This window comes from Acinetobacter sp. AOR18_HL (assembly GCF_027855145.1).
In the GTDB taxonomy this organism is placed as follows: domain Bacteria; phylum Pseudomonadota; class Gammaproteobacteria; order Pseudomonadales; family Moraxellaceae; genus Acinetobacter; species Acinetobacter pittii.
The window spans coordinates 1-25,165 of sequence record NZ_JAKTIG010000009.1; the positions used below are offsets into that span (position 1 = coordinate 1).

A 25,165-nucleotide genomic window follows, 5' to 3' on the forward strand; every position below is an offset into this window, starting at 1 on the left:
TGATCCTAGCCAAAATAATGGACAGTACTTCCCTCTAAAGATAACGTAACGTTAACTTTGGAGATCCAAGAAATGGCCAAACGTTTTAGTGCTGAATTTAAACAGCAAGCAATTGATTATGCACTTTCAAACTCACACGAGCCTATAGCTGCAATCGCCCAGAAATTAGGTGTGGGTTATTCAACTTTAGACAAATGGATTCGTGAAACCAATCCAGTGGGTTCAAGCAAACGTCAACTTTCACCAGAACAACAGCGGATCTTGGAATTAGAGAAAGAAGTCAAACAGCTCAAGGAAGCCAATGACATCTTAAAAAAAGCGCATGTGTACTTTCTAACAGATCATGCCAAGAAAAGTACACGGTAATTCAAGATCTAGATATGAATGAAGTCACGGTATCTTCTGCCTGTAAATACCTAGGTGTCAGCACTTCAGGCTATTATGCCTGGCGAAAACGTCAGGCCAATACGGTAGAGAAATATAATGATTTAAAAGCCGTATATTGGCAGCATCATGCACGATTGGGTGCACCTTCATTGGTACATGACATGCATGATTTAGGTTACAGCATGAGTGAACGCACTGTTGGAAGAATGCTGAAAAATCTGGGTTTACGCAGCAGGATTGCGCGTAAATACAAGCATACGACTGATTCAAACCATCGTTTGCCTACAGCACCCAATCTGTTAGAGCGTCAATTTACAGTCATTCAGCCTAACAAGGTTTGGACAACGGATATTACCTATATCCGTACCAAGCAAGGTTGGCTGTATTTATGTGTGATGCTGGATCTATTTAGTCGTCGTATCGTGGGGTGGCAAACCAGCCATCGAATAGACCGCCAGTTGGTGTGTGATACGTTTAACTATGCAATGGCTCGTCAGGGTTATCCAACTGGTGTTATGGTTCATTCGGACCAAGGTTCACAGTACTGTAGTCGTGATTTTAGAGCGCTGTTACTGACAAATGATTGTACTCAGAGTATGTCTAGACGTGGAAACTGTTGGGATAATGCAGTGACTGAAAGCTTCTTTCATACATTGAAAGGTCATGTGGTCCATGGCAGTGTGTTTGCCACTCGAAAAGAAGCGAATGCTGTCTTGTTTGACTATATTGAGATTTATTACAATCGGGTCAGAAGACATTCTGCAAATGGCTGGTTAAGCCCTGAAGCCTTTGAGAAGAAATATTTTAAGAATTTAGAGGGATTTGTTGTCCACGATACTGTCTAGGATCACCTGCATCAGATTTAAAAAAATGGGTTATTGCAAATTACTTAACGATTGGCGGACCTCTTCACAACCCGGATCATGACCATATTGCAGAGCTACTTCACGACAATGAAGAATTTTTAGCATTTGCATGGGCTTCTTCTGCATATAAAAGCAAGCAAGCTATGGTATTAGGCCAGTGCGAGAAAGTAATGTTTAACGTCGGTGGTTGGCGTAAAGCAAGACAAGAGCAACAGATGCGCGACTGGTTTGGTTTTGTACCAACATATTTAATAACGGTCGATGCATCTTTCTGTGAGCGTGCAAACGATACAGAGTTCTGTTACTTGCTTGAACATGAGCTTTACCACATTGGAGTGATGAGAGACGAGGACGGCGAAATCATTTATAGCGATAGTACAGGGCTGCCTAAGCATTACTTAGCTGGTCATGATGTAGAAGAATTTGTTGGCGTGGTTAAACGGTGGGGGCCAAGTAAGAATGTTAAGCGACTTATTGAAGTCGCAAAAAATCCTCCGTTTGTTTCGAATCTTGATATTTCAAAATGCTGCGGAAACTGCGTAATCAACTGAGCCGAATGGCTCTTTTTTTTGCCTTCTTTGCTAGACGTAGCTAGACAAAGGTGGGGGTATGGCTGCACTTAAAGAACAGGTAAAAATATTTATTGTTCAAGCGCTTGCCTGCATGGATACCCCTCAACAGGTAGCTAATGCTGTCAAGCAAGAATTTAACATTGAGATTGATCGAAAACAGGTACAACTTTATGACCCGACAAAAGCGGCAGGAAAGAATTTAAGTAAGAAATATAAAGACCTTTTTCATAAAACCCGAGAGGACTTTAAAAAGAATGTTTATGACATCCCTTTAGCTAATAAAGCCTATCGGCTTAAAGAACTTCAGAAGATTTATGAAGACTGGAAGAACAACAGGCTTATGAAGCAAGGGGTTATTAAACAGGTTCGGGAAGAAATGCAGGGTTATGACCTGATGTTATTAAATCTTGAGTTAAAGCAACTTGAGATTGAAAAGTTAAGAGAGGGTGAAGGTGATGAAGATCCAACACCAGTCAAGGTAACTATTCAAGTTGTGGATGCGAGTAAAAAAGATGCCGAACATCAATCCGACACTGAATGTACCTCAGGCTAATTTTTTGCAGATGGAAAAGAAGTTCCGCGCATTTGTCGCTGGCTTTGGATCGGGAAAGACTTGGGTTGGATGCTCCAGTTTATGCAACAAAGCTTGGGAATTCCCTAAAGTACCTTTGGGTTATTTTGCTCCAACTTACCCGCAGATTCGCGACATTTTCTTTCCAACTATTGAAGAGGTTGCTTTCGATTGGGGGCTTAAAACTAAGGTTTATGAAACCAATAAAGAGGTGGATATCTATTATGGTCGGCAATATCGAACGACAATCATTTGCCGGTCTATGGAGAAACCAGCAACAATTGTAGGTTTTAAAATTGGCCACGCCTTGATTGATGAACTTGATGTTATGGCCAAGGTCAAAGCTCAACAGGCTTGGCGTAAGATCATCGCGCGTATGCGTTATAAGCAAGCTGGTTTGCTCAACGGTATTGATGTGGCCACTACACCTGAAGGTTTTAAGTTTACATACGAGCAATTTGTTAAAGAGGCAAATAAATCAGAGGCTAAGCGTAAGCTGTATGGAATGATTCAAGCTTCAACTTATGACAATGAGGCTAATCTTCCAGATGACTATATATCATCACTTTATGAGTCTTATCCGCCGCAGTTAATTTCAGCTTATCTAAGAGGGCAGTTTGTCAATTTAACCAGTGGTGCTGTTTACCCCGACTTTGATCGAGTTCTAAACCACACGGATGAAGAAATTAAGAAAGGTGAGCCTTTACTCATTGGTATGGATTTTAACGTGCTTAAAATGGCTGCTGTGGTTTATGTCATTCGAGAAGGGAAGCCAAGAGCTTTAGATGAACTGGTTGGCGTTAGAGATACTCCGACGATGTGTCAATTGATTAATGAGCGCTTTCCAGATCACGATATTACCGTGATTCCAGATGCTTCAGGTCAGGCAACATCTTCAAAGAACTTCAGTGAATCAGATCATGCAATCTTAAAGAAAAATGGATTCAAAGTTGAAGTGAATGGTGTGAATCCCGGAATTAAAGATCGTATTACTGCTGTTAATGCACAAATCCTAAATGCTGAGGGTGAACGACATTTAAAAGTGAATACAAACAAGTGCCCTAACTTTACGGCTACTTTAGAACAGCAAGTCTATGATGATTTTGGAATGCCTGATAAAAGTGCTGGTTTGGACCATGTGGGTGATGCTGGCGGTTATCCAATAGCTAAGCGGTTCCCAATCATTATTCAGAAAGTCTTTAAACAGCGCAAAATCGCTGGTTTTTCTCATTAAACAACGCACCTTTAATGGTGCTTTTTTATTGGTGTTTTTATGGCAGTTACTGATAAACATCCGCAGTATATTGCTGCACAAAAAAGCTGGTTGATTATGCGTGATGCCGTTGCCGGTGAAGAGCAGATCAAACAGGCACAAACAAAGTACTTGGCTAAATCGGCTGGCATGATTGAAGCTGAAAAGCAGGGAGATACAGCTGGAGAGATTTACAAAGCTTATTTAAGCCGTGCTCAGTATCCGTTATGGGTTCAAGATTCTCTCCGCACGATGATTGGTTTGGTTTCAAAGTTAGATCCAAATATTGTGATTGAAAGCACTTTGCTGCAAGGGCTTATCACGAATGCAACCAATGACGGATTTGGTCTTAAACAGCTCTTTATCCGAATTTGCTTAGAATTATTGGAATATGGTCGCTGTGGATTGCTGGTTGATGTCGATGCTAAAGGCGTGCCTTACTTCGCGCTTTACGATGCTTTATCCATTATTAACTGGAAAGAAAACAGTATAGGTGGCCGCAAAGATCTAAAACTATTAGTGCTTGAGGAGCAATTTGATAATAGTGAAGATGAATTTGGCCATAACACAAAGACAGTTCATCGTGTTTTATCTATGACAGACGGCGCTTTATCAGTTCGATTATTTGATGGTTCTACTGAAGAAGATAAAACACCTGATCTAGGCGGTAATCTGCTTTCTTTTACGCCATTCGTTTTTTGCGGTACCACTGACAATTCGCCAGATGTTGGAACGGTCCCGCTTTTGACAATGGCTAAAGCTGCTTTGAAGTATTACCAGCTTAGTGCGGACTATTTTCAGTCACTTCACCATACAGCGCACCCGCAACCATGGATTAACGGTATTGATGATGAAGATCCCGATCTTAGCGTTACAGGTGTAATGGCTGTCTGGAGCCTGCCCAAAGATTCGCAATGTGGTTATTTGGAAATTTCAGGTAATGGTATTGAACTCACAAAGCATGAAATGGATGCACAAAAAAACGCAGCTCTTGAAGCTGGAGCAAAGGTGATTGATACCAATTCACAAGAGTCAGGTGAAGCACGACGTGCGCGTCAGGATGACCAACAAGCAAGCCTACATAGCATTGTCACTTGTGCTGCTGCGGCTATTGAGCAGGCTATCAAATATGCTGCTCAATGGTTAAAGCTAGACCCATCTAAATACTCTTTTACGGTTGATCCTGAATTTATTGTTCAGCAATACGATATCAATCTTGCTAAGCAACTATATGAAGGCGCCATAGCTGGAAAGAATTCGTTCCAGACGTATTGGGAATATATCGCTACTGGTAAGCTGCCAGCTCATGATTTTCAGGAAGAGTTGAAGCGTGTTGAAAGTGAGCGCGATAGTATGCCGCTTTAGGAGTAATAAATGGCCTCAGAAGATAAATCACTGCTCGAGGTATTAACTCAACATCAAGCATATTTGTTCCGGGCATCGTCTCAATCAGTTAAGGAATTACTAACAATCTTTAATGATGAGTCAGCTTTAATGCTGGCAAAGCTTCGGGATTTGTTGGATGAGTTAAATGATTCTGAGAAAGCAGCTCTTGCAGCGGGTCTTTACACAACGGCCAACCTCAAGGAGATACGAGATTTAATATCCGGCTGGCATACAAGTCTAAATTCTTCATTGCCTGAAGCTTTTGCAGTTTCAGCAACTGCAATGGCTGTATATGAGGCTAATTACACAGCTAAGTTATACGGCGGCAAGATTAAGAAACCTAACGGTGAAAAGCTATATACAGCAGCTAAAAAAGTACCCTTAGTAGGTGGAGCATTAGTTGATGATCTTCTTTCCAATATTGCTGAGACTGCACGCCAAAAAGTTGAATATGCTATTCGGGAAGGCATTAACTCAGGTAAAACTAATCAGGAAATTGTTCAGCGTATTCGTGGTACCAAACGGCTTAATTATGAGGATGGGCTTTTAAGTGGCTCAAAGTCTGATATTGACCGTACCGTGAGAACAGTTCGCAGCCATGTGGCCAATCAAGCATATCTAAATAGCTTTAACCAGATTGGTTTTGAATATGTAAGACTGGTAGCTACATTAGACGGAAGAACATCTAAACTGTGTGCTTCACTTGATGGTGCGGTTTGGGAGATTAACGATCCAGCAAAACGGGTACCGCCGTTACATCCTAACTGCCGGAGCATTTTGGTACCAGTCGAAAAAGATGGTCTGCTTGTTGGCGAACGGCCATTTGTAATGGACGAACGCCGAGTTAAAGACATTCCAAAAGATGAGCGGAGCCAATTAATAGGGCAGCTAGATGCCAACACTACATTTAAAGAGTTCTTCAAAAAGACAGATGACTTCTTCCAAAAAGAGTGGCTAGGGCCAAAGCGTTATAAGCTCTATAAAGAGGGAAGGTTTGATTTTGATAAGTTCTTCGATCCTGAAGGGCGTTTGTATAGCTTAGATGAGTTAAGAAAGTTGGATGAAAAATCTTTTAAAGAGTTGGGTCTGTAATTTTTTCTTATGTTATATTTTTTAAAACATCAGAATTTATACAATATGAAAACAATAGCTTTTATATCTCTTACTCTCATCTCAATCACATGTTTAGCTGAACCAAGTGAAAAATATCTTAAAGAATATGATCGATTGTCTGAAGCTTTAGAGTCAGCAATGGCAAATGCATATTCTTTTGATCCTACAACTGGCCAAGTAAAACAGGCTGCTCAAGATTTAGAAGCTAAAAATAATTTGTGTAGAGCGACTCAGGCGAAACTAAACCTAACCACTTTTTTAAAAGACAATTTAGAGGAATCTAAAGAGCTCTATAAATCTTTAGATGGTGCAGAAGCTCTAGATCAAAATTATCTTAGTGGACAACAGCAGGAACAACAAACTCTCGTTTCAAATTTGAAAAAAGACCTTGTTGGAACAGGGTTTAAATGTGAGTAATTATTGCCGATGACAGGTAATCCTAAACTCACTTAAGACACAATTTTCACCTATATAAGCGCCCAAACGGCGCTTTTCTCATTTATGGAGTTTGGCCTATGAGTGAATCAAAAGTTAGACATTTAGTTCTTAAAAGAGTTTCAGATAGATCTTCTCATCTCGCCCTTTGTGACGAGGAAACAGGTATTCCATTAGCTGGATTAACCTCTGTAAAGATGAATTGTGGTGTTTTTGAGGGTCCAGCGACTATCACAGCAACATTTGATGTAGGTGGTCCTCAAGGAATCCGCTTGGTTGGTGACGAACCTAGACAAAGGGTTTGGGGCGCAAAGGAAACGTAGCTAAAGGTACTGCAAATGACTGAAAAGCAAATCAATATGTCAGATGCTCAATATATTCTGAGCACAAAATTAATTCTGGTGCCTTTTCTTCAAATTAAGATTTCAAGAGCCATGGCAATTTATGGTTTTACTTTTGAAAGATTAAAAGCAATCGCACTCATCACTTAGAACTTAATTTTTAACCTTAGCACTTTCGGGTGCTTTTTTTGTGAGTATTAAAATGAGCAAGAAACTATTAACAGCATCTATGGTTGCATACATTGGTACTAAGTCAGTTTTAGCAACGCCCATGACGCGTGGTGAATACAATGAATACCAAGGGTGGCAAATCCCTGAAAATGAAGACCCAAGTGATCCTGGTTATTTAATCGAATACAAAGATGGTGGCAAGGCTAATCATCCAGATCATGAAGGTTATATTTCTTGGTCGCCAAAAGATGTTTTTGAGCATTCATATCAACTAGATGGTTTTCAAAATTGTGTAATGGGCCGTGAAATTCATAAAGATGATAATGGAGTAACAGTTACCCATAACGAAACTGTTAAAACCCGTGATGGTGAACAGTCTCTTGAAACCGGTCATTTCTATGACATCGTAACTGGAGATTCACTTACTCCAATTCAATTTCAACTTGGTCCAGTTAAGGAAGTTGGAGTAAATGGCATCACGAATGAAGCATTACTTGCGATAGTTTTACATCGTTTACGTGTTCTGAATGAAAAATTTCCTTGCCGTGAAAATTCGCTTGCTATTACTAATATTGAGCAAGGTCAAATGTGGCTTGAGCAACGAACTCGTAATCGACAAAAACGTGGTGTAGAAGGCTACAACATTGCATAAATAACTCATTGAAATAGAGCGTCCTTAGGGGCGCTTTTTTATTGCCTGAAGCTAAGCAGAAGGTTCAACAATTAAACCCGCTAAGCGGTATCTCTAGGAGATTTTAATATGCCAGACGAAATCAAAGTTGATTTGGAAAATCCTGAAATTAAAGCAGCTATTCAAGCAGCCGTTGATGAAGCTGTTAAAGGTCTTAAAGATAAGAATGCAGAACTTATCAAAGATAAAAAAGAGTTGAAAGATGAACTAGGTTCATTGAAATCAAAGGTTGACGGGTTGGATCTGGATGCAATCAAGGTCTTGCTTGATAAATCAAATCAGGATGAAGAATCCAAACTTATTGCTGAAGGCAAAATTGAAGAAGTTATTCAGAAACGTACCGAGAAAATGCGTGAAGAGCATGAAAAGCTTCTTAAGGCCGAGAAAGAGCGAGCTGACAAAGCAGAGACCTATGCAAATAAATTCCGTCAGTCCGTAATTCAAGGTCAGATCGTTCAGGCAGCCGTTGAAATGGGTGCCTTGAGTGAAGCAACAGCAGATATCGCATTTTTAGCTCAATCACAGTTCTCATTAGATGAAAACGGCAAGGCTGTTGCAATCGATGCAAATGGTGAAGTGGTGATTGGTAAAGATGGTTCTAACCCTGTTACTCCTAAGGAGTGGGTAGAAGGCTTACGCGAGAACAAACCTTACTTCTGGCCTAAAGCAAATGGTTCTGGTTCGCCTGGTTCAGGAACTTCAATTAAGAAATGGTCTGACTATACAGAAGTTGAGCGAGCGGCTTTAGCTCGTGAAAACCCAACAGCTTTCCAACAATTATTGCAAACAAAAGGTAAATAAATATGCCAGCCACCCAATTAAAAGATATTTTCGTTGGTGAATATTACGCGACTTTAGATCCAGTAAACTCTCCAGAAAAAACAGCAGTTTATCAATCCGGTATTGTCACTAAAAATGAAGCCTTAGATGCAATTGCCAACAACGGCCAAGGCACTTCAACTATTTCATATTGGCAAGATCTTGATGCTAATGAAGAGCCAAACACTTCTACAGATGATCCTGATCAAAAAGGTAAAGTGGGTAAAGCTACTCAAGGTAGTATGCAAGCACGAACTCTTTATCTCAACAAACCTTATGGTGTAGCAGATTTAACAACCGAGTTGGCTAATAGTGAGCCAATGCAACACATTCGTAACCGATATGGAAAGTATTGGGAGCGTCAATGGCAGCGTTACTTATTAGGTGCAGCTCGAGGAATTATTGCCTCTAACATTGCTAATAATTCTGGTGACATGGTTATTGATGCGGGAGCAACAATGACCGCTGATGCTATGCAAGATGCTGCATTTACCGCTGGTGATGCAGCAGATCAGTTTGCTGCTATTGGTGTTCATTCAGCTGTAATGAAACAGATGGTGAAGAAAGACCTTATCCAGTATATCCAAGATTCACAAGGTCGAATCATTTTAACAACCTATCTTGGCAAACCAATCTTCATGGATGATGGCCTTACCTATGGTTCTAAGCAATATCTAACGATGTTCTTTGGTACCGGTGCGTTTGGCTATGGTGAAGGAACTCCAGCTAATCCTGTTGGCTTGCAACGTGATGAGCTTGGTGGTAACGGTGGTGGTTCAGAAACTATTGTTGAACGTAAAACTTATATTTTACAACCTGCTGGTTTTTCTTGGGAAGGCGAAAAGGATCCAAATAAAACACCAACAATTGGCCAATATTCGGACGGCTCAAATTGGAAACGAGTGTTCGACCGTAAACTTGTCCCATTTGCTGCAGTTATTTCTGGCACACCTTAATAAACATGGCGACTTCGGTCGCCTTTGTTTTTGGAGATAAAAATGAAAGTCAATTGATGGGCTGTAAGATCAATAACATACTCATCATTTTCTAACCAAAAATGATGTTCATTTTCAATATTTGTCCCTTTCATGAGTTTAAAATCATTTATGCCTTCTTGTTGAAGAATTATTAATAGTAAGCTACTTGCTTCCTCACAAAAGTTTCTGGGAAAAACTTGCCATATCATTGGAGATTTTAGATGGTCTTCAAAAAACTTAAGAGCAGAGCTCGTTATCTGGTGCACCTTTTCGTATTGCATTTAATTTTTAATCCTTTTAAACAACAGTTCCTAGGATTGGAATCATCTGAGGCCCAGTCATCCGAGCCTTACTAATAATCTCGACGAGTTCATCATAAGTTAAATTTAAAAAATCTTCTTTTTAATTAGTTTATTAATGTATTCCAGTGATTGGTATTTTGGTAGGAAGATAAAACTATTCTAAATCTTCATCCGTTACGTAAATATAAGGTACAAAATAAGGAACCTCTCAACAGACCCTAATCATTTACTCGATTTTTGACATATTTTGTAGTGAATTACGCAAGTACTATATAAGTTTATCTTTTAAACACTCGGCTTCCTTATTTCATACATTAATTTACAGCTCTAGGTCAGGTTATAAGGCTCTAATAAAAAGGCTTTTTAATAATCAGCAGCCTTATTTGAGACTATTTATGTTGAACTAGAGAGGAAATCCGCATGCGTGCTCTTACCTATCATGGTGCTCGGGATGTACGAGTTGAATCTGTTCCAGATCCAGTGATTCAGGAACCAGATGACGTTATTTTAAGGGTGACAGCCACTGCCATCTGTGGCTCAGACCTACATCTATACCGGGGTAAAATCCCCGCCACTGAAGACGGTGATATTTTCGGCCATGAATTTATGGGAGTTGTAGAAGAAGTCGGCCCTGCAGTGACAGAAGTCAAAAAAGGTGACCGGGTGATCATTCCCTTTGTCATTGCATGCGGTCACTGTTTTTTCTGTGAACATGAACTGATGGCTGCCTGTGAAAATACCAATACGGGTCGTGGTGCAATTCTCAATAAAAAACAGATTCCACCAGGAGCGGCCTTGTTTGGCTTTAGCCACCTGTATGGTGGTGTTCCGGGTGGTCAGGCTGAATATGTGCGGATTCCCAAAGGCAATGTCGGACCGTTTAAGGTTCCCGGCTCCTTGCCTGATGAAAAAGTATTATTCCTGACCGATATTCTGCCAACAGCCTGGCAGGCAGTAACCAATGCTCAAGTCACCCGTGGTTCTACAGTGGCAATTTATGGTGCTGGTCCAGTCGGTCTGTTATCTGCAGCTTGTGCACGGATGCTCGGTGCCGAACAGATCTTCATGGTCGACCATCACCCTTATCGCTTGCGATTTGCTCATCAAACCTATGGGGTCATTCCGGTCAACTTTGATGAAGTCGATGCAGCTGAATTTATTATTCAAAATACAGCAGGTTATCGTGGTGTTGATGCAGTTATTGATGCCGTTGGTTTCGAAGCCAAAGGGAGTGTTCTGGAAACAGTAATGACCAACCTGAAATTAGAAGGTTCGAGTGGTTCAGCACTAAGACAATGTATTGCAGCAGTCCGACGCGGCGGTGTGGTGAGTGTACCTGGGGTTTATGCAGGTCCAATTCATGGCTTCCTGTTTGGTGATGCCTTTGACAAAGGTTTAACTTTTAAAATGGGACAAACCCATGTGCATAAATACTTGCCGCAGTTACTCGAACATATCGAAAATGGAGATCTGTCTCCGGATGTGATTATTACCCATCGCATGAAACTGGAAGATGCTGCGGAAGGTTACCGTATTTTTGATAAAAAGGAAGAAGACTGTCGTAAAGTCATTCTAACGCCGTAAATTTACTTAAAGAATAAAAAGTGCCTTCTAGGCGCTTTTTATTCTTTAATCAAGACAGATCAAATCACCTGTTTTTATTTTTCAATTTTCTTCATCAAAAACTAGGGTCTGTTGATACTTACTGTTCATAATTAACCCTATAAAGGTAGCCATAAAAATATACAGGCTAAGGCAACAGAACTTTGATAATTTCTTTTGAGCTTTTCATATCGAGTAGCTATTCCTCTAAATTGCTTTAATCTACAAAACATATTTTCAACTAAATGCCTGATTTTATATAAATACCAGTCCATATGGTCATTGTTCGATTGGCTATTCGTTTTCTTTGGTATATTCGCTTTAGTCCCTGTTTTCCTGATCTGTTCACGCAGTGGTTCTGAATCATAGCCTTTATCTGCGCATACCACTTTTGTCTCTTTTAAATCTAATGTTGATATTAAATCAGGCGCAACTTTAACATCATGTGTGGTTCCATCGGTAATCATGAAATCAATAGGATTGCCATGTGCATCAACAATCAAATGTATTTTTGAGGAGTTTCCTCCTACACTTTTAGAAATAGATTGATTCGCTATGCCGGCAGAATGTTGATGAGCACGTACATGAGAGCCATCAATAAAAATCCACTCCATATCGGGGCATGAGGCTATTAATTTGAATAATCTAAGTAACTTACCGCTGCTTGACCAACGATTAAAACGTTTGAAAATAGAGTTTGAATGACCAAAACAAGAAGGAATATCTCGCCACGAACAGCCTGTTCTAATTCTATAGAGAATAGCTTCAATAAAATTGCGTAAATTTGAGTTGTGGTGAATGGATAAATTACGCAGAATAACTTTCAACTTTTGCCAGTGTTGATCTGTCAGCATGGTACGAGGCATAGCGAATAGTAAAATTGGGTTTGGTGATTTGATTTTACTACTTCGCTATTTTTTTAAGCGAAAAGTGTCAACACACCCTAGTTATTAATAGTCAACAGTTCGTCCCACAAAAAAGGATTTCTGCTTAATTTATCCCGTGACATAGACCAGTTGCGACCTGGCACATAACACGTACTTATACCGAGTTTTTTCTTTCCAAATTTTGTATGTACGTTATCTAGTGTTTTCATCAATTGTTCTTTCTTTTCTATAGCTTCAAAATCTGTGAGTAAGTCATATGTATGACCAGCCTTCGGTTCTAGTCCAGTTAATATCACGCCGCACTTTTTATACTTAATACCTTCTTTATAAATATGAGAAACCATTTTTGTTGCGGCTTTTACGAAATCTAATGCACTATCTGTTGGCTGTGAAAATGCGCCAGTAATAGACTTATTATAAAATGGCGCACTATCGTCAAATGGGCTTGATTGGACAAATACAAGTAGACAACCACATAGTGACTCTTCATCACGCAACCGTTTACATGCTTCTTGTGCATGCATGGCTATTGCTTCTTGTAGGTCAATAAGTTCGGTAACTTTTGTTCCAAAGGAACATGATTTAATAATTTGTTTTTTTGATGGCGGGGTGTCTTCAATTTCAATGCATGAGATACCTTGCAGTTCGTAAATAGTTCTGGCCATGACGATAGAAAATTTCTTTTGCATCTCGCGCGGTTCTGCACATGCGAGATCTAAAACAGTGTTGATCCCCATGCTTTGCAACTTTTTTGAGTGCTTACGGCCGACGCCCCAAACTTCAGAAACGTCGATAAGCGAGAAGTAATATTCTTTATTGCAAGGATCCATATTAACGAGATCGCAAACGCTGTTAAAGCCGGCGTTTTTCTTTGCAATATGATTTGCGATCTTTGCTTCTGTTTTACTTCTGCCGATTCCGACACAGACAGGTAAGCCTAACCATTTCCAAATTTGTTGGCGCATTTGCTGACCAACTTTTTCTAAATCAAAGTTCTTCTCATAAGCGGTGAAATCAACAAAGCACTCATCAATAGAATAGGGTTCAACTTCTTCTTCAGTAACGTATGAGCCAAGAATCTTGTGAAAGCGCCGTGACATTTCTGCATACATTGCATAGTTGCTTGAAAGAACGATTACGTTATGTTGCTGAACAATGTCTTTAACTTGAAAAAGAGGCACACCCATTTTAATGCCTAAAGCTTTTGATTCATTACTACGAGCAACGGCGCACCCATCGTTATTGCTAAGCACAATAACAGGCTTATCATTCAAAGATGGGTCAAAGACTCTCTCACATGAGACGTACATGTTATTTACATCGATGAGAAAAAATACTTTATTCTCATATTTCATGAATTAATGCCGTGTCATTTTGATGATATGAGTGACAACGCCCCAGATAATTAGTTCTTGGCCCTCTTGTAGATAGATATTTTTATATTCAGGATTCTCTGCTTTAAGCCATTGACCTTTTTCATCGATCATTAAACGTTTAACTGTGAATTCATTGTCAATTAGTGCAATAACAATATCGCCGTGTTTGGCATCAAGACTTCGATCTACAATCAATTCATCATCAATATCTATACCCGCATTGAGCATTGATAGTGATGCAACTTTCACAATAAACGTAGCGGTTTCATTTTTTATTAAGTGCTCGTTCATGTCGAGAGCTTTATCTACATAATCTTGTGCTGGGCTTGGGAAGCCTGCATTTATTTTTTCTAATGCGTAAGGGATAAGTAGATGAGTTGATGGTACAACTTGTTTGATTGATAAGGCCTCAGATAAAACAATACCTTGAGTAAGATAAGGCTTTATCTGGATAATGGATGGTGCAATTTCGCTCATATGTTTCCCCTAGCTTGATTTTGTAACATATTCAAGATGATATTCTAGAGATGAGCTTAAATTCAAATTTAAAAAGCTGTGGATAAACAAGTAGAAGTCAAAAATTGACGCAGTATCTGGCGCATTTGGTCGGAAATTCTGCAATTCTAAAAGGGTAAACCCTAATTATTGGTTAGAGACTTTAATTTATCCAACCACTTTGCATATGCTTCTGTTTGCTGAGGTAAATATTCATAATAATCATAAGTACCTTGTTCACCAGACATTACATGACCAATCATGAGTTGTGCAACATCACGCGATGTAAATGCACTGAAATTAGTACGAGCAGTTCTTCGTAGATCATGAAGCGACCAATGTTTCATGTGATAATCATGATGTCTTCTAAGGCGTTCCATTACATAACCAGGCAATGAATTTGAAGAACCATGGCTCATAGGGGTTGCTTCACTGTCATTAGTTAAGAAGTACTCACATGTGCTGTATTCAAAAGCCTCGACAATTAATGCCTCCATTTCAGGCAAAATAGGGCGAATAATTTCACGGCCAGTTTTCTTACCAGTCTTGTTGTTGATTACTGGTACGATCCAGACTTTTCTATTTAAATCAAAATCAGTCTTTTTAGCTTTTCTGAGTTCGCCATTTCTACAACCAAACATTAAACATAGTTTTAAGAAAATTTTGTTTTTAGGCAAAATATTTGATTCTTCAATAGCCATCAAAACCATCTTAATTTCTTCATCAGAAAGAAATCTTGTTCCTCTGTTTCGCTCTATACCTAGATCTTCCTTGGCATAGATGTCAGATAAAACATTTACCTCAAGTAATTGTCTTTTTTTGGCCCATTTTAGAACCTGTTTTGCATTCGTTAATACGCGATCTGCAATCGAAGGTACATCATCTGCTAATTCTTCAAGTAAGGCTAACCATTGTTGCAGAGTAATGCGCTCAACTGGTAAATCACCGATTTCAGGTATTACATGCTGCTCAAAAGTATTCTTAATTTGCTGGGCAGATGTTTTCTTCTTTAGACAATAACTTTCATACCAATCATTAAAGACATCTTCAAATGTGCTTGCATCGATGTATTTTTGCTGCTGTACACGAACCTCAACTTTAGGATTCATTCCCTTATCTAATAGTGAACGCATTTCACTAGCTTTTATACGTGCATCTTTGAGAGAGATATGAGGGTAGGTACCAAGGTCTAAACGTTCGGCTTTTCCAGCAAAACGGTACCGAAGCTGAAAAACAATTTTACCTTTAGGTGAGACTCTGACACTCATTGAGTCCCGATCTGCTATTTCTTCAACTTTATCACGTGCCTTGCCGTTATTAGCTTTCAGCCACACTTCAGTTAAAGCCATAGTCCACCTGTGTACATAATTTTGGTCAAGTAAGAGATAAGTACTAATATGTACACCAATGTGTACATAATTAATGAGACTTATTCTGTCCTAAAATGTCTTAGTATGTCTATATTAAAAACGATGGAAATATTGAGAAATAAGGCTTTTATTGTTGTTTTTGTCTTGGTGTGTCTTAGAGTGGCTAAATGGCATTAATTCTTTTGAACGATTAATGCCATAGTTGTTCCATATAAGCCATGACCCTGAGAGGCTTTTCAGGGTCAGTTACACAAAAAGTGAAGTCTTATTTTTGTTCAAGCCATGCAGGCAATGCTGCGATAACTTGTCCAAACTTCTCGTTAAGTGGCGCGCCACCTTGTGCTAAGTCAGGTTTACCACCACCTTTACCACCTAACTCGGTTGCTAGATGTTTGATGATGTCACCTGCTTTTAGAGTTGCAGTGTATTGTGATGCAACTGAAGCAAGTAGGCTGACTTTGTCACCCTCTACACCAGCTAACACAATAATTGCATTCTCTAATTTCGATTTAACACTGTCATGTAAGTTGCGAAGTGATTTTGCATCTACACCTTGAACAGTGGTAATAAGCGTTTGACGACCAGCAATGGTTTGTACCTGGTCAATCAATTCTGACGCTTGGAAGTTTGCCAATTTCTGATTGAGCTGTTCAATCTGCTTTTGTAATGCAGAAACCAATTCAACATTGGCTTGTACACGCTCAACAGTTTGGTCTTTCTGTGCTTTTAATAAGCCATTAATGTGCTGGATATCAGCATCAGTTTTTTGTACTACATCTAGCGCTTTAGTACCTGTAACAGCTTCAATACGACGTACACCAGCAGCTACACCACCTTCAGAAGTGATTTTGAATAAACCAATATCACCTGTACGTTTAACGTGGATACCACCACAAAGTTCAATTGAGAAGTTTTTCTCATCAATAATTGAACCCATAGAAAGTACACGTACTTCATCACCATATTTTTCACCGAACAACATCATGGCACCTTTAGCTTTTGCAGCCTCGATATCAAGAAGTTCGGTTGTTACAGCACTATTTGCAATAATTTCTGCATTCACTAAGCGCTCAACTTGTTGTAACTGTTCAAAAGTTACAGGTTGGTCATTAGCAAAGTCGAAACGTAAGATATCGCTTGCAACTAAAGAACCTTTTTGTTGTACATGTGAACCTAAGATTTGACGAAGGGCAGCATGTAATAGGTGAGTTGCAGAGTGGTTACGTGCAGTTGCTTCACGAATGTCTGCTTTAACAATCGCTTCAACATTTTGATCGGCTTTAAGACTACCAACGGTCACAATACCTTGATGAACAAAGGCACCACCTGACTTTTTAGTATCTTGAACTTCAAAAATACCAGTTTCATTTTTGAAGATACCAGTGTCGCCAATCTGACCACCACTTTCAGCATAGAAAGGAGTTTGGTTTAAAACGATAAGCGCTTCATCACCTTCAGAAACTTCATCAACTTGTACGCCATCTTTGTAGATCGCTACAATTTGACCTTGACCAGTGGTGTTGATGTAACCGTCAAACTGAGTTTCGCCTTCAACTTTTACAATGTTGTTGTAGTCAACTGCAAACTTACCAGCATCACGAGCACGTTGACGCTGTGCTGCCATTTCTACTTCAAAACCAGCTTCATCAATAATAAAGTCACGTTCACGTGCAATATCAGCAGTTAAGTCTGTCGGGAAGCCGTAAGTGTCGTAAAGTTTAAATACAGTGGCACCAGGAATCGTCTTATCTTTTAATTGAGCAAGCTCGCCTTCAAGTAGTTTTAAGCCTTGCTCAAGTGTTTTAGCAAACTGTTCTTCTTCACGAATTAAAGTTGCTTCAATCACATCTTTACGCGCTGCAAGCTCTGGATATGCATCACCCATAACTTCAATTAAAGGTTGCAACATTTTGTAGAAGAACGTACCAGTTGCACCAAGTTTATTACCGTGACGCACGGCGCGGCGGATAATACGGCGAAGTACATAACCGCGACCTTCATTACTTGGGTTTACACCATCAGCAATGAGGAAACAACATGAACGTGCATGGTCTGCAACAACACGTAAAGAAGGCTGACCTTGGTCTTCAATACCAATAATATTTGCAGCAGCTTTTAATAAGTGTTGGAACAGGTCAATATCGTAGTTTGAATTAACATGTTGCAATACAGCAGAAATACGTTCTAGTCCCATACCTGTATCAACAGATGGAGCAGGGAGAGGGTGAAGCACGCCATCAGCAGTACGGTTAAACTGCATGAAAACGTTGTTCCAGATTTCAATGAAACGGTCACCGTCTTCTTCAGGTGTGCCTGGTAAACCACCCCAAATGTGATCACCATGGTCAAAGAAAATTTCAGAACATGGACCACATGGGCCAGTATCACCCATTGCCCAGAAGTTGTCAGATGCGTATTTTTCGCCTTTATTATCACCAATACGGATAATACGTTCTGGCGCTAAACCGATTTCTTTGTTCCAGATGTCGTAAGCTTCGTCATCGGTGTGGTAAACCGTGGCATAAAGTTTATCTTTTGGTAAAGCAAGCCATTGTTCGCTGGTTAAAAATTCCCATGCGAATTTAAGCGCATCACGTTTGAAATAATCACCGAATGAGAAATTACCTAACATTTCAAAGAATGTATGGTGACGTGCAGTGTAGCCAACGTTGTCTAAGTCATTGTGTTTACCGCCAGCGCGTACACATTTTTGAGATGTAGTTGCACGCACGTAGTCACGTTTCTCAAGACCTAAAAAGCAGTCTTTAAACTGGTTCATCCCAGCATTTGTAAATAATAAAGTTGGGTCGTTGGCAGGAACAAGAGAACTCGACGCGACACGTGTATGCCCTTGCGTTTCAAAGTAGCGCAAAAATGCTTCACGAATTTCAGCAGATGTCATTAAACGAGTACTCACAACCAAGTCACTCCATATTTTCGAATTTGGCTAAATGTATCAATGCCTGTTTGTTTTATGCCAAACCTTGCATGTGATACGGGGCTTATTTTTTAAAAACGCTAAATTGTAGCGGAAAAACCCCACCGAACCAACGATTTTAAAAGGAATATCTTACAAAACTGTGATTTGGCTAAAAATCTATATTCAATTGGCCTTGACGTGCTTTACTATATGCCTTCTTTAGTTTGTAGTTTTGTTGATAAGGATAGGTCATGCAACGTATCGCCATTAATGGGTTTGGTCGGATTGGACGTAATGTTTTACGCGCCTGGTTCGAAAGCCCAAAACAATTTCATTTTGAAATCGTGGCGATTAACGATATAGCAGATGTCCAGACATTAGTGCATTTATTTAAATATGATTCTACGCACGGCCGCTTCAATGGAAATGTAGATATATTCATTGAAAATGAAAAAGTTTTTTTGAATATTCAGTCAAATCAACGAACGCTAAAAGTTGAGGTTTTAAAGCAGAAACCACCTGAACTTTTACCATGGTCTAGTTTAGATATCGATGTGGTACTTGAGTGTACAGGACTGTTCCGTTCTCATGCGGATGCGACACGTCATCTACAAGCAGGGGCGAAGCGGGTCATTATTGGGGCGGCACCTTTTGATCATGTTGACGCAGCCATTGTTTATGGTGTGAACCATAATGAAGTCAAAGTGACTGATCAGATCATATCAAGCGTTTCATGTACTACACAAGCTTTAGTTCCATTAGTCAAAATCATTGATGATGCTTTCGGTATTGAAACTGCGCTTATGACAGAAATTCATGCAGTGACAGCAGATCAATCTGTTCTTGACCACGCACATCGTGATTTACGTCGTGCTAGAGCTTCAGGGCAAAATATTATCCCGACCACATCTAGTGCACTCGGCGCATTAAAGCGTGTTATGCCTAAAATGGAAGACCGTATTGATGGTTATTCAATTCGTGTACCAACTATTAATGTGGCGGCAATTGACTTAACTTTTATCGCGCAATCTCCAATTACTGTGCATCACATTAATGAAATACTAATTAAAGCATCTCAAACAGACTATGCAGAAATTATGGCGGTAACAGATGAGCCATTAGTTTCGAGTGATTTCAATCATTCACCTTATTCACTCATCGTTGATTTAACTCAGACGATGGTCGTTGGCCATCAAGCTAAAGTATTCGCTTGGTACGATAATGAATGGGGCTATGCAAATCGTTTATTGGATCTGTGTGATTCTTTCTAAATTTAAAATACCTTAAGAAAGCTATTCAAAGATTAAATCTGGTTAATTGGCAACAAGGAGATAGCTCAGATATTGGCCCATTCTTTGGTCGAAGAACTTTTGTCTATGATATGAGTGAATGAGAATAAGGTATTGAATATTATTGTTAATTCATGAAATCTTCTTTTTGACTTTAGAGTTTATTAAGAAAGATTTATGCAAATTGTCAGGTGCATGGCACAAAGTATCATGCTACACTAAGAGAAATCGGGTGTGTTCCCGATTTTTTTATGTGGGGTCGTTCCACGTTGATCAGATTTTAGGCTTGAAATATGACCATTTCAGAGACATGGTTGCTGCCTGACGGGGTAGCAGATGTATTGCCGGAACAGGCGCAAGTCATTGAAAAACTTCGCCGTGAAGCTTTAGATTTCCTCGCGGTACGAGGTTATCAATTGGTATATACACCATTTATCGAATACATCGAATCGTTGTCTTCATTATCAGAATCAAATCAAGACTTAGATTTAGTAACTTTTAAGGTCATTGATCAGCTCTCAGGCCGTTTACTCGGTGTTCGTGCTGATATGACGCCACAAGTTGCACGTATCGATGCACATGTAAGACCAGTTGAAGGTGTTGCACGTTACTGTTATTCAGGGACTGTATTACATACTAAACCACAAAATTTTAATGCCACACGTGCACCTCTACAATTAGGTGCAGAGTTATACGGGCATGACAGTATCGAAGCTGATGTCGAAATGGTCGATGTTATGCTGGGGTTGATCGAGAACATCTATACTTTACAAGGCGCGCATTTAGATTTGGGTCATGTAGGGTTGTTCCGCAGTTTAGTAAAATGTGCTGGACTGTCAAAAAATGAAGAGCATGAGCTTTCAGATCTTTATCAAAGAAAAGCGTTACCAGAGTTAGCTGAATTTACTCAAAACCTCAATATGGGTTCTGATTTCTATGCACTTGGCCGCTATTCTAGTGATCTAGAAGCATTGCAGGCGAATTTAAGTGCAAACATCTTACAAGATGCTGAATTTAAGTCAGCATTAGATGCACTTAAAACGACACTTGCGCAAATTAAAGGCCGTTGGCCAAATCTCAATATCGGTATTGATGTTGTAGAGCTACGTAGTTATCACTATCACACTGGCTTAATGTATGCGGTCTATGCACCGAATCGAGCTGCGCCTTTAGCACAGGGTGGCCGTTATGATGGTATTGGTGAGCACTTTGGCCGCGCACGTCCTGCTACTGGCTTTAGTTGTGATTTATATGCCTTAGGTGCAAATCAGTTCGCGGAAATCGAAACTGTTGTTGCTCCAAAAGGCTCAGAACAGGATTTACTCTCAGCAATTTCGAATGCACGTGCTCAAGGTTTACGTGTGGTTCAATTGTTAGGTAATGATGATTTAAGTTCTATTCCATATGCGACCCATCAACTCGTGTCGCAAAATGGACAATGGAATATTAAAAAGATTTAATCGCCAACGGTAAATTTTTACTGGTGGTTTCCAATTTTAACAGCATGATGTAATGAGGCTATTATGGGCAAAAATGTTGTGGTACTTGGTACCCAATGGGGCGACGAAGGTAAAGGTAAAATCGTCGACCTGCTCACAGATCAGGCGGCTGCGGTAGTACGTTATCAAGGCGGACATAACGCAGGTCATACTCTTGTCGTAGGTGGTAAAAAGACTGTATTGCACCTCATTCCATCAGGCATTTTACGTGAAAACGTATTGTGCTTAATTGGTAATGGTGTAGTACTTTCACCAGCCGCGTTAATTGAAGAAATGGGAATTTTGGAAGCGGAAGGTGTTCCTGTTAAAGAACGTCTACGTATTTCTCCAAACTGTCCACTCATTTTGCCTAACCACATTGCACTTGATCAGGCACGTGAGAAAAAACGTGGTAATGCTAAAATCGGTACTACAGGTCGTGGTATTGGTCCTGCATACGAAGATAAAGTGGCTCGCCGTGCAGTGCGTGTTGCTGACCTTGTTCGTGGTGGTGCAGCGCTTGAAGAAAAACTCCAAGAAATGCTTGAGTTACATAACTTCCAGTTAACTCAGTTCTACGGTGTAGAAGCTGTTAAATTTGAAGATGTATTGGCTCTTTGCAACCAATGGCGTGAAGTGCTTGCTCCATTAGTGATTGATGTGACTAAAGTATTGCATGACTATCGCAAAGAAGGTAAGGCTGTAATGTTTGAAGGAGCTCAAGGCTCACTTCTAGACATCGACCACGGTACTTATCCGTATGTTACAAGTTCAAATACAACTGCTGGTGGCGTAAGCTCTGGTTCAGGTATGGGGCCTTTACATCTTGATTATGTATTAGGTATTACTAAAGCTTATACAACACGTGTAGGTGCTGGTCCATTCCCAACTGAATTGGTTTACGATGCAGCTGCTGATTCTGGTGATCCGATTGGTAAACACCTAGGTACAGTTGGTCATGAATTTGGTGCTTCTACTGGCCGTCAACGTCGTTGTGGTTGGTTTGATGCTGAAATTCTTCGCCGTTCTGTAGATGTAAACTCACTTTCAGGTATTTGCTTAACTAAACTTGACGTTTTAGATGGTTTGGAAGAAGTAAAAATCTGTGTAGGTTATGAAAATACAGATTCAGGTTGTGTAGGTTCTTCAGATGCAGTTTCTTTTGAATGCTTGAAGCCAATCTATGAAACTATGCCTGGTTGGAGCGAGTCGACTGTTGGTTTAACTAGTATCGATCAATTACCAGCAAATGCTTTGGCTTATGTTAAGCGTATTGAACAATTAATCGAATGTCCGATTGATATCGTTTCAACTGGTCCAGATCGTGCAGAAACAATTGTTTTACGTCATCCATTCTCTGCTTAATTAGCAAAGATTAAAAAGGCCTCCTGAAAGGGGGCTTTTTTTATACCCGACTAAAGTGCAGTTTTCGTTTTATTAGATTCAGATTAAAACGTTATATATAGATAAGGAAGGATGGGCTCAGGATGAAGCTGCAACCAACTATTTCAAAAACAATTTTTTATTCTTTTTTATTTGCTATTGGTGGTTCACCCACGCTGGCGATGTTGGTTATTTATGGACAGGAATATCATGAAGATTTCTTTATGACCGCTTTTATGAGCTTGTCGGTTTTGTTCGCATGTGTGTTAATTCCTGTAGTACTCATACAAAATAGTTATTTACTCTGGAAACGAGAAAGTCCTAATCTTGAAGAGAAAGTTAAAACCTTAAGTCATGTTTATTTGGGGTTAAATGTAATTTGTTTAATTTTCTGGATTTATTTGATGACTTTATCTACTTGATCGTTACATAAATACTATGATCATGAAGAAATGAGACATTCAAAGCATGAGTGGTATTTCTTATAATAAGTGCAAAAGAATAAACAGCTTTTTATCGATTTAGGTGATCCGTGTTATGAATAAAAAACTCTTTTTAAGCTTGTGTGCAGCAAGTGTGATGACCATTTCTGGCTGTGCAACAGTGGCGGACATGGCTGGTGCAGATACTGCAACCTTAAATGCTCAATCTGCTCAAGGTTTTAATAAGATGGTGCAGGAAGCACGTGGTAAGGGTGCTCTCGATACAAGCTCTAGTACATATAACCGTATTAATGCTGTATTCAACCGTTTAAAACCATATGCTAACCAGATGAATCAGACTGGTCAACCATTTAGTTGGCAGTTAGCGGTGTTGAAATCAGATACGATTAATGCTTACGTTGCACCTGGTGGCAAGGTAGTGTTCTATACAGGTATTGTGAATAAATTGAACCTGACAGATGCTGAAATTGCAGCTGTTATGGGACATGAAATGACACATGCTTTAGAAGAGCATGCAAAAAGTAAAATCGGTGCACAAGCTTTAACTGATTTAGCTCTAGGCATCGGTTTAAGCTATGCGGGTAATAACGTAGGCCAGCTTGGTACTGCTGCCGCTCAGTTAGGTACACAAGTGGGTGTGGGCTTACCATATTCTCGTAGCTTGGAAAGTCGTGCTGACCAAGGTGGTTTAATGTTGATGGCGCGCGCAGGCTATAATCCAAATGCAGCGATTACACTTTGGGAAAAAATGAATAAGCTTGAAGGTGGCGGTGGTTCATCATTCTTGTCTACTCACCCATCTAACTCACAACGTATTGGTGATATGCGTAAAAACTTACCTGCGGCAATGGCAGTTTATAATAGCCGTAAATAAGATATAAATTTTATATAGATAAAGAAAACGGATGCTTAAGCATCCGTTTTTTATTTAAGGAGCAGGGTTGGGCTGTTGGGTATGGATGGCCTCAATACCTTTTAGAACTTCACTTGGTAGTTCAATCTCAAATGCCTGAATATTTTCTTTGAGTTGATCTAAATTAGTGGCACCAATAATTGTGCTGGTCACAAAGAATTGTTGCTTAATAAAAGCTAAGGCCATTTGAGTTAAGCTTAGCCCATGCTTTTCTGCTAGCTGTGCGTATTGTTCAGTCGCCCATTCGCTTTGAGGGTTGCTGTAGCGGCTAAAGCGAGGGAATAGTGTTACACGAGCATTGGCGGGACGCGCACCATTTCTAAACTTACCCGTTAAGTAACCAAAAGCCAGAGGAGAGTAGGCGAGCAAGCCGACATCTTCATATTTAGCAATTTCTGACATACCTATTTCATAAGTGCGGTTAAGCAGGCTATATGGGTTTTGAACACTTACAAATTTACTGACACCTAGCTTTTCGGCCAAATGTAAAAATTTCATGGTGCCCCACGGGGTTTCATTTGATAAACCAATATAGCGAATGCGTCCGCGATTAATCTCTTCTTGTAGAGCAAGTAATGTTTCTTCTAGAGGTGTTGTGTCGTAATCATTTTCAGCTTGCTGATTACCATAAGCGAGCGTACCAAAAAAGTTAGTATGACGTTCAGGCCAATGCAGTTGATAAAGGTCGATATAGTCCGTTTGGAGGCGTTTAAGTGATCCATCTAGAGCTTTGGCAATATGGTCACTGTTAAAGCGTGTATTGCCTTCTCGGATGTGTGTTCCTCCAAAGCCAGGACCTGCAATTTTAGATGCGAGAAAGACTTTGTCACGTTGTCCATTTTGGGCAAACCAATTGCCAATAATCGTTTCAGTTGCGCCATAAGTTTCAGGTTTTGGTGGAACGGAATACATCTCTGCCGTATCCCAAAAATATAAACCATGTGCCAAGGCGTAATTGAGTTGTTCAAAAGCTTCTTGTTGGGAGTTTTGCTCACCAAATGTCATGGTGCCTAAACAAATTTCTGGAAGTTTAAGGCCTGTGCGACTAAGTGGGTTAAATTGCATACAGCGGAATCCTTGGAAATTTTGAGTTAGCCTAATGGAGAATATGTATTCAACTTAAATC

At 39.8% G+C, this 25,165-nt stretch carries 23 protein-coding genes and 2 pseudogenes; 18 read left to right on the plus strand and 7 right to left on the minus strand.

The window, feature by feature from the left end; all coding sequences use genetic code 11:
* Positions 1-72 precede the first annotated feature (72 nt).
* The 12 genes and pseudogenes from MKL51_RS02565 to MKL51_RS02620 all read left to right on the plus strand — a co-directional run bounded on the left by MKL51_RS02565 (position 73) and on the right by MKL51_RS02620 (position 9,560).
* A protein-coding gene (locus tag MKL51_RS02565; protein ID WP_085945698.1) for an IS3 family transposase occupies positions 73-1,232 on the plus strand; the annotation gives its coding sequence in 2 pieces (ribosomal slippage) (positions 73-307 and positions 307-1,232; 1,161 coding nt in all).
* Positions 1,233-1,234: 2 nt separating this feature from the next.
* Positions 1,235-1,804: pseudogene (locus MKL51_RS02570) on the plus strand (putative metallopeptidase); the annotation flags it as partial.
* 58 nt (positions 1,805-1,862) lie between these two features.
* On the plus strand, positions 1,863-2,378 hold the full coding sequence (locus tag MKL51_RS02575; protein WP_000729387.1) for a DUF2280 domain-containing protein: 516 nt from the start codon (positions 1,863-1,865) through the stop codon (positions 2,376-2,378).
* Positions 2,338-3,630, plus strand: a complete 1,293-nt coding sequence (locus tag MKL51_RS02580) for a terminase large subunit domain-containing protein (RefSeq protein WP_005802767.1) — start codon at positions 2,338-2,340, stop codon at positions 3,628-3,630. The genes MKL51_RS02575 and MKL51_RS02580 overlap by 41 nt, the downstream gene beginning before the upstream one ends.
* 39 nt (positions 3,631-3,669) lie before the next feature.
* Positions 3,670-5,013 (plus strand): DUF4055 domain-containing protein, encoded by a 1,344-nt coding sequence (locus tag MKL51_RS02585; RefSeq protein WP_005802765.1) that lies wholly within the window; start codon positions 3,670-3,672, stop codon positions 5,011-5,013.
* A 9-nt stretch (positions 5,014-5,022) separates the two neighbouring features.
* On the plus strand, positions 5,023-6,126 hold the full coding sequence (locus MKL51_RS02590) for a minor capsid protein (RefSeq protein WP_005802763.1): 1,104 nt from the start codon (positions 5,023-5,025) through the stop codon (positions 6,124-6,126).
* A 9-nt stretch (positions 6,127-6,135) separates the two neighbouring features.
* Positions 6,136-6,564: a hypothetical protein gene (locus MKL51_RS02595; RefSeq protein WP_000965230.1), complete on the plus strand. Its 429-nt coding sequence runs from the start codon at positions 6,136-6,138 to the stop codon at positions 6,562-6,564.
* 98 nt (positions 6,565-6,662) lie between these two features.
* On the plus strand, positions 6,663-6,905 hold the full coding sequence (locus MKL51_RS02600) for a hypothetical protein (RefSeq protein ID WP_005802761.1): 243 nt from the start codon (positions 6,663-6,665) through the stop codon (positions 6,903-6,905).
* Positions 6,906-6,920: 15 nt separating this feature from the next.
* Positions 6,921-7,073 (plus strand): hypothetical protein, encoded by a 153-nt coding sequence (locus tag MKL51_RS02605; protein WP_005802759.1) that lies wholly within the window; start codon positions 6,921-6,923, stop codon positions 7,071-7,073.
* 121 nt (positions 7,074-7,194) lie between these two features.
* A complete protein-coding gene (locus MKL51_RS02610; RefSeq protein ID WP_019767894.1) occupies positions 7,195-7,746 on the plus strand; it encodes a hypothetical protein in 552 nt (183 codons plus the stop codon).
* Positions 7,747-7,854: 108 nt separating this feature from the next.
* Complete coding sequence (locus MKL51_RS02615; RefSeq protein ID WP_005802756.1) at positions 7,855-8,586, plus strand: hypothetical protein; 732 nt, start codon at positions 7,855-7,857, stop codon at positions 8,584-8,586.
* A 2-nt stretch (positions 8,587-8,588) separates the two neighbouring features.
* Positions 8,589-9,560, plus strand: a complete 972-nt coding sequence (locus MKL51_RS02620; protein ID WP_002121495.1) for a hypothetical protein — start codon at positions 8,589-8,591, stop codon at positions 9,558-9,560.
* Here the strand turns inward: MKL51_RS02620 and MKL51_RS02625 are convergent.
* Positions 9,557-9,862, minus strand: a complete 306-nt coding sequence (locus MKL51_RS02625; protein WP_270904171.1) for a hypothetical protein — start codon at positions 9,860-9,862, stop codon at positions 9,557-9,559. The two genes, MKL51_RS02620 and MKL51_RS02625, sit on opposite strands and share 4 nt — an antisense overlap.
* Positions 9,863-10,303: 441 nt before the next feature.
* Here MKL51_RS02625 and MKL51_RS02630 point away from each other — a divergent pair, with 441 nt between their 5' ends.
* Positions 10,304-11,467 (plus strand): zinc-dependent alcohol dehydrogenase, encoded by a 1,164-nt coding sequence (locus tag MKL51_RS02630; protein WP_002045824.1) that lies wholly within the window; start codon positions 10,304-10,306, stop codon positions 11,465-11,467.
* Positions 11,468-11,585: 118 nt separating this feature from the next.
* On the opposite strand, the pseudogene MKL51_RS02635 reads toward MKL51_RS02630, so the two are convergent.
* From MKL51_RS02635 to alaS, 5 genes and pseudogenes are all read right to left on the minus strand, one after another.
* Positions 11,586-12,351 (minus strand): annotated as a pseudogene (locus MKL51_RS02635) (IS5-like element ISAba31 family transposase).
* 77 nt (positions 12,352-12,428) lie between these two features.
* On the minus strand, positions 12,429-13,727 hold the full coding sequence (locus MKL51_RS02640) for a Y-family DNA polymerase (protein WP_002121526.1): 1,299 nt from the start codon (positions 13,725-13,727) through the stop codon (positions 12,429-12,431).
* A gap of 3 nt (positions 13,728-13,730) precedes the next feature.
* The gene (locus MKL51_RS02645; protein ID WP_001289330.1) at positions 13,731-14,225 is read right to left on the minus strand and encodes a LexA family protein; all 495 of its coding nucleotides are present in this window, start codon (positions 14,223-14,225) and stop codon (positions 13,731-13,733) included.
* A 161-nt stretch (positions 14,226-14,386) separates the two neighbouring features.
* Positions 14,387-15,592 (minus strand): tyrosine-type recombinase/integrase, encoded by a 1,206-nt coding sequence (locus MKL51_RS02650; RefSeq protein ID WP_002121611.1) that lies wholly within the window; start codon positions 15,590-15,592, stop codon positions 14,387-14,389.
* Between the two features lie 286 nt (positions 15,593-15,878).
* Positions 15,879-18,515, minus strand: a complete 2,637-nt coding sequence (gene alaS, locus MKL51_RS02655; RefSeq protein WP_005802693.1) for an alanine--tRNA ligase — start codon at positions 18,513-18,515, stop codon at positions 15,879-15,881.
* Between the two features lie 269 nt (positions 18,516-18,784).
* On the opposite strand from alaS, the gene MKL51_RS02660 reads away from it, so the two are divergent.
* The 5 genes from MKL51_RS02660 (at position 18,785) to MKL51_RS02680 (ending at position 24,000) form a co-directional block, all read left to right on the plus strand.
* Positions 18,785-19,804, plus strand: a complete 1,020-nt coding sequence (locus MKL51_RS02660; protein ID WP_002121544.1) for a type I glyceraldehyde-3-phosphate dehydrogenase — start codon at positions 18,785-18,787, stop codon at positions 19,802-19,804.
* Positions 19,805-20,115: 311 nt separating this feature from the next.
* Positions 20,116-21,282, plus strand: a complete 1,167-nt coding sequence (locus tag MKL51_RS02665; protein WP_002121550.1) for an ATP phosphoribosyltransferase regulatory subunit — start codon at positions 20,116-20,118, stop codon at positions 21,280-21,282.
* Positions 21,283-21,345: 63 nt separating this feature from the next.
* Positions 21,346-22,665, plus strand: a complete 1,320-nt coding sequence (locus MKL51_RS02670) for an adenylosuccinate synthase (RefSeq protein WP_002121613.1) — start codon at positions 21,346-21,348, stop codon at positions 22,663-22,665.
* Between the two features lie 122 nt (positions 22,666-22,787).
* Complete coding sequence (locus tag MKL51_RS02675; RefSeq protein WP_002121533.1) at positions 22,788-23,105, plus strand: hypothetical protein; 318 nt, start codon at positions 22,788-22,790, stop codon at positions 23,103-23,105.
* A 115-nt stretch (positions 23,106-23,220) separates the two neighbouring features.
* A complete protein-coding gene (locus MKL51_RS02680; RefSeq protein ID WP_002121572.1) occupies positions 23,221-24,000 on the plus strand; it encodes a M48 family metallopeptidase in 780 nt (259 codons plus the stop codon).
* A 54-nt stretch (positions 24,001-24,054) separates the two neighbouring features.
* Here the strand turns inward: MKL51_RS02680 and MKL51_RS02685 are convergent, their stop codons facing one another.
* Entirely contained in the window at positions 24,055-25,104 is a 1,050-nt protein-coding gene (locus tag MKL51_RS02685) for an NADP(H)-dependent aldo-keto reductase (protein WP_002121558.1), read from the minus strand.
* Between the last annotated feature and the right edge of the window lie 61 nt (positions 25,105-25,165).

Coding starts and splice junctions, on each gene's coding strand:
- MKL51_RS02575 (WP_000729387.1), top strand. CDS start 1,863: ATGGCTGCACTTAAAGAACAGGTAAAAATATTTATTGTTCAAGCGCTT.
- MKL51_RS02580 (WP_005802767.1), top strand. CDS start 2,338: ATGCCGAACATCAATCCGACACTGAATGTACCTCAGGCTAATTTTTTG.
- MKL51_RS02585 (WP_005802765.1), top strand. CDS start 3,670: ATGGCAGTTACTGATAAACATCCGCAGTATATTGCTGCACAAAAAAGC.
- MKL51_RS02590 (WP_005802763.1), top strand. CDS start 5,023: ATGGCCTCAGAAGATAAATCACTGCTCGAGGTATTAACTCAACATCAA.
- MKL51_RS02595 (WP_000965230.1), top strand. CDS start 6,136: ATGTTATATTTTTTAAAACATCAGAATTTATACAATATGAAAACAATA.
- MKL51_RS02600 (WP_005802761.1), top strand. CDS start 6,663: ATGAGTGAATCAAAAGTTAGACATTTAGTTCTTAAAAGAGTTTCAGAT.
- MKL51_RS02605 (WP_005802759.1), top strand. CDS start 6,921: ATGACTGAAAAGCAAATCAATATGTCAGATGCTCAATATATTCTGAGC.
- MKL51_RS02610 (WP_019767894.1), top strand. CDS start 7,195: ATGACGCGTGGTGAATACAATGAATACCAAGGGTGGCAAATCCCTGAA.
- MKL51_RS02615 (WP_005802756.1), top strand. CDS start 7,855: ATGCCAGACGAAATCAAAGTTGATTTGGAAAATCCTGAAATTAAAGCA.
- MKL51_RS02620 (WP_002121495.1), top strand. CDS start 8,589: ATGCCAGCCACCCAATTAAAAGATATTTTCGTTGGTGAATATTACGCG.
- MKL51_RS02625 (WP_270904171.1), bottom strand. CDS start 9,862: ATGCAATACGAAAAGGTGCACCAGATAACGAGCTCTGCTCTTAAGTTT.
- MKL51_RS02630 (WP_002045824.1), top strand. CDS start 10,304: ATGCGTGCTCTTACCTATCATGGTGCTCGGGATGTACGAGTTGAATCT.
- MKL51_RS02640 (WP_002121526.1), bottom strand. CDS start 13,727: ATGAAATATGAGAATAAAGTATTTTTTCTCATCGATGTAAATAACATG.
- MKL51_RS02645 (WP_001289330.1), bottom strand. CDS start 14,225: ATGAGCGAAATTGCACCATCCATTATCCAGATAAAGCCTTATCTTACT.
- MKL51_RS02650 (WP_002121611.1), bottom strand. CDS start 15,592: ATGGCTTTAACTGAAGTGTGGCTGAAAGCTAATAACGGCAAGGCACGT.
- alaS (WP_005802693.1), bottom strand. CDS start 18,515: ATGACATCTGCTGAAATTCGTGAAGCATTTTTGCGCTACTTTGAAACG.
- MKL51_RS02660 (WP_002121544.1), top strand. CDS start 18,785: ATGCAACGTATCGCCATTAATGGGTTTGGTCGGATTGGACGTAATGTT.
- MKL51_RS02665 (WP_002121550.1), top strand. CDS start 20,116: ATGACCATTTCAGAGACATGGTTGCTGCCTGACGGGGTAGCAGATGTA.
- MKL51_RS02670 (WP_002121613.1), top strand. CDS start 21,346: ATGGGCAAAAATGTTGTGGTACTTGGTACCCAATGGGGCGACGAAGGT.
- MKL51_RS02675 (WP_002121533.1), top strand. CDS start 22,788: ATGAAGCTGCAACCAACTATTTCAAAAACAATTTTTTATTCTTTTTTA.
- MKL51_RS02680 (WP_002121572.1), top strand. CDS start 23,221: ATGAATAAAAAACTCTTTTTAAGCTTGTGTGCAGCAAGTGTGATGACC.
- MKL51_RS02685 (WP_002121558.1), bottom strand. CDS start 25,104: ATGCAATTTAACCCACTTAGTCGCACAGGCCTTAAACTTCCAGAAATT.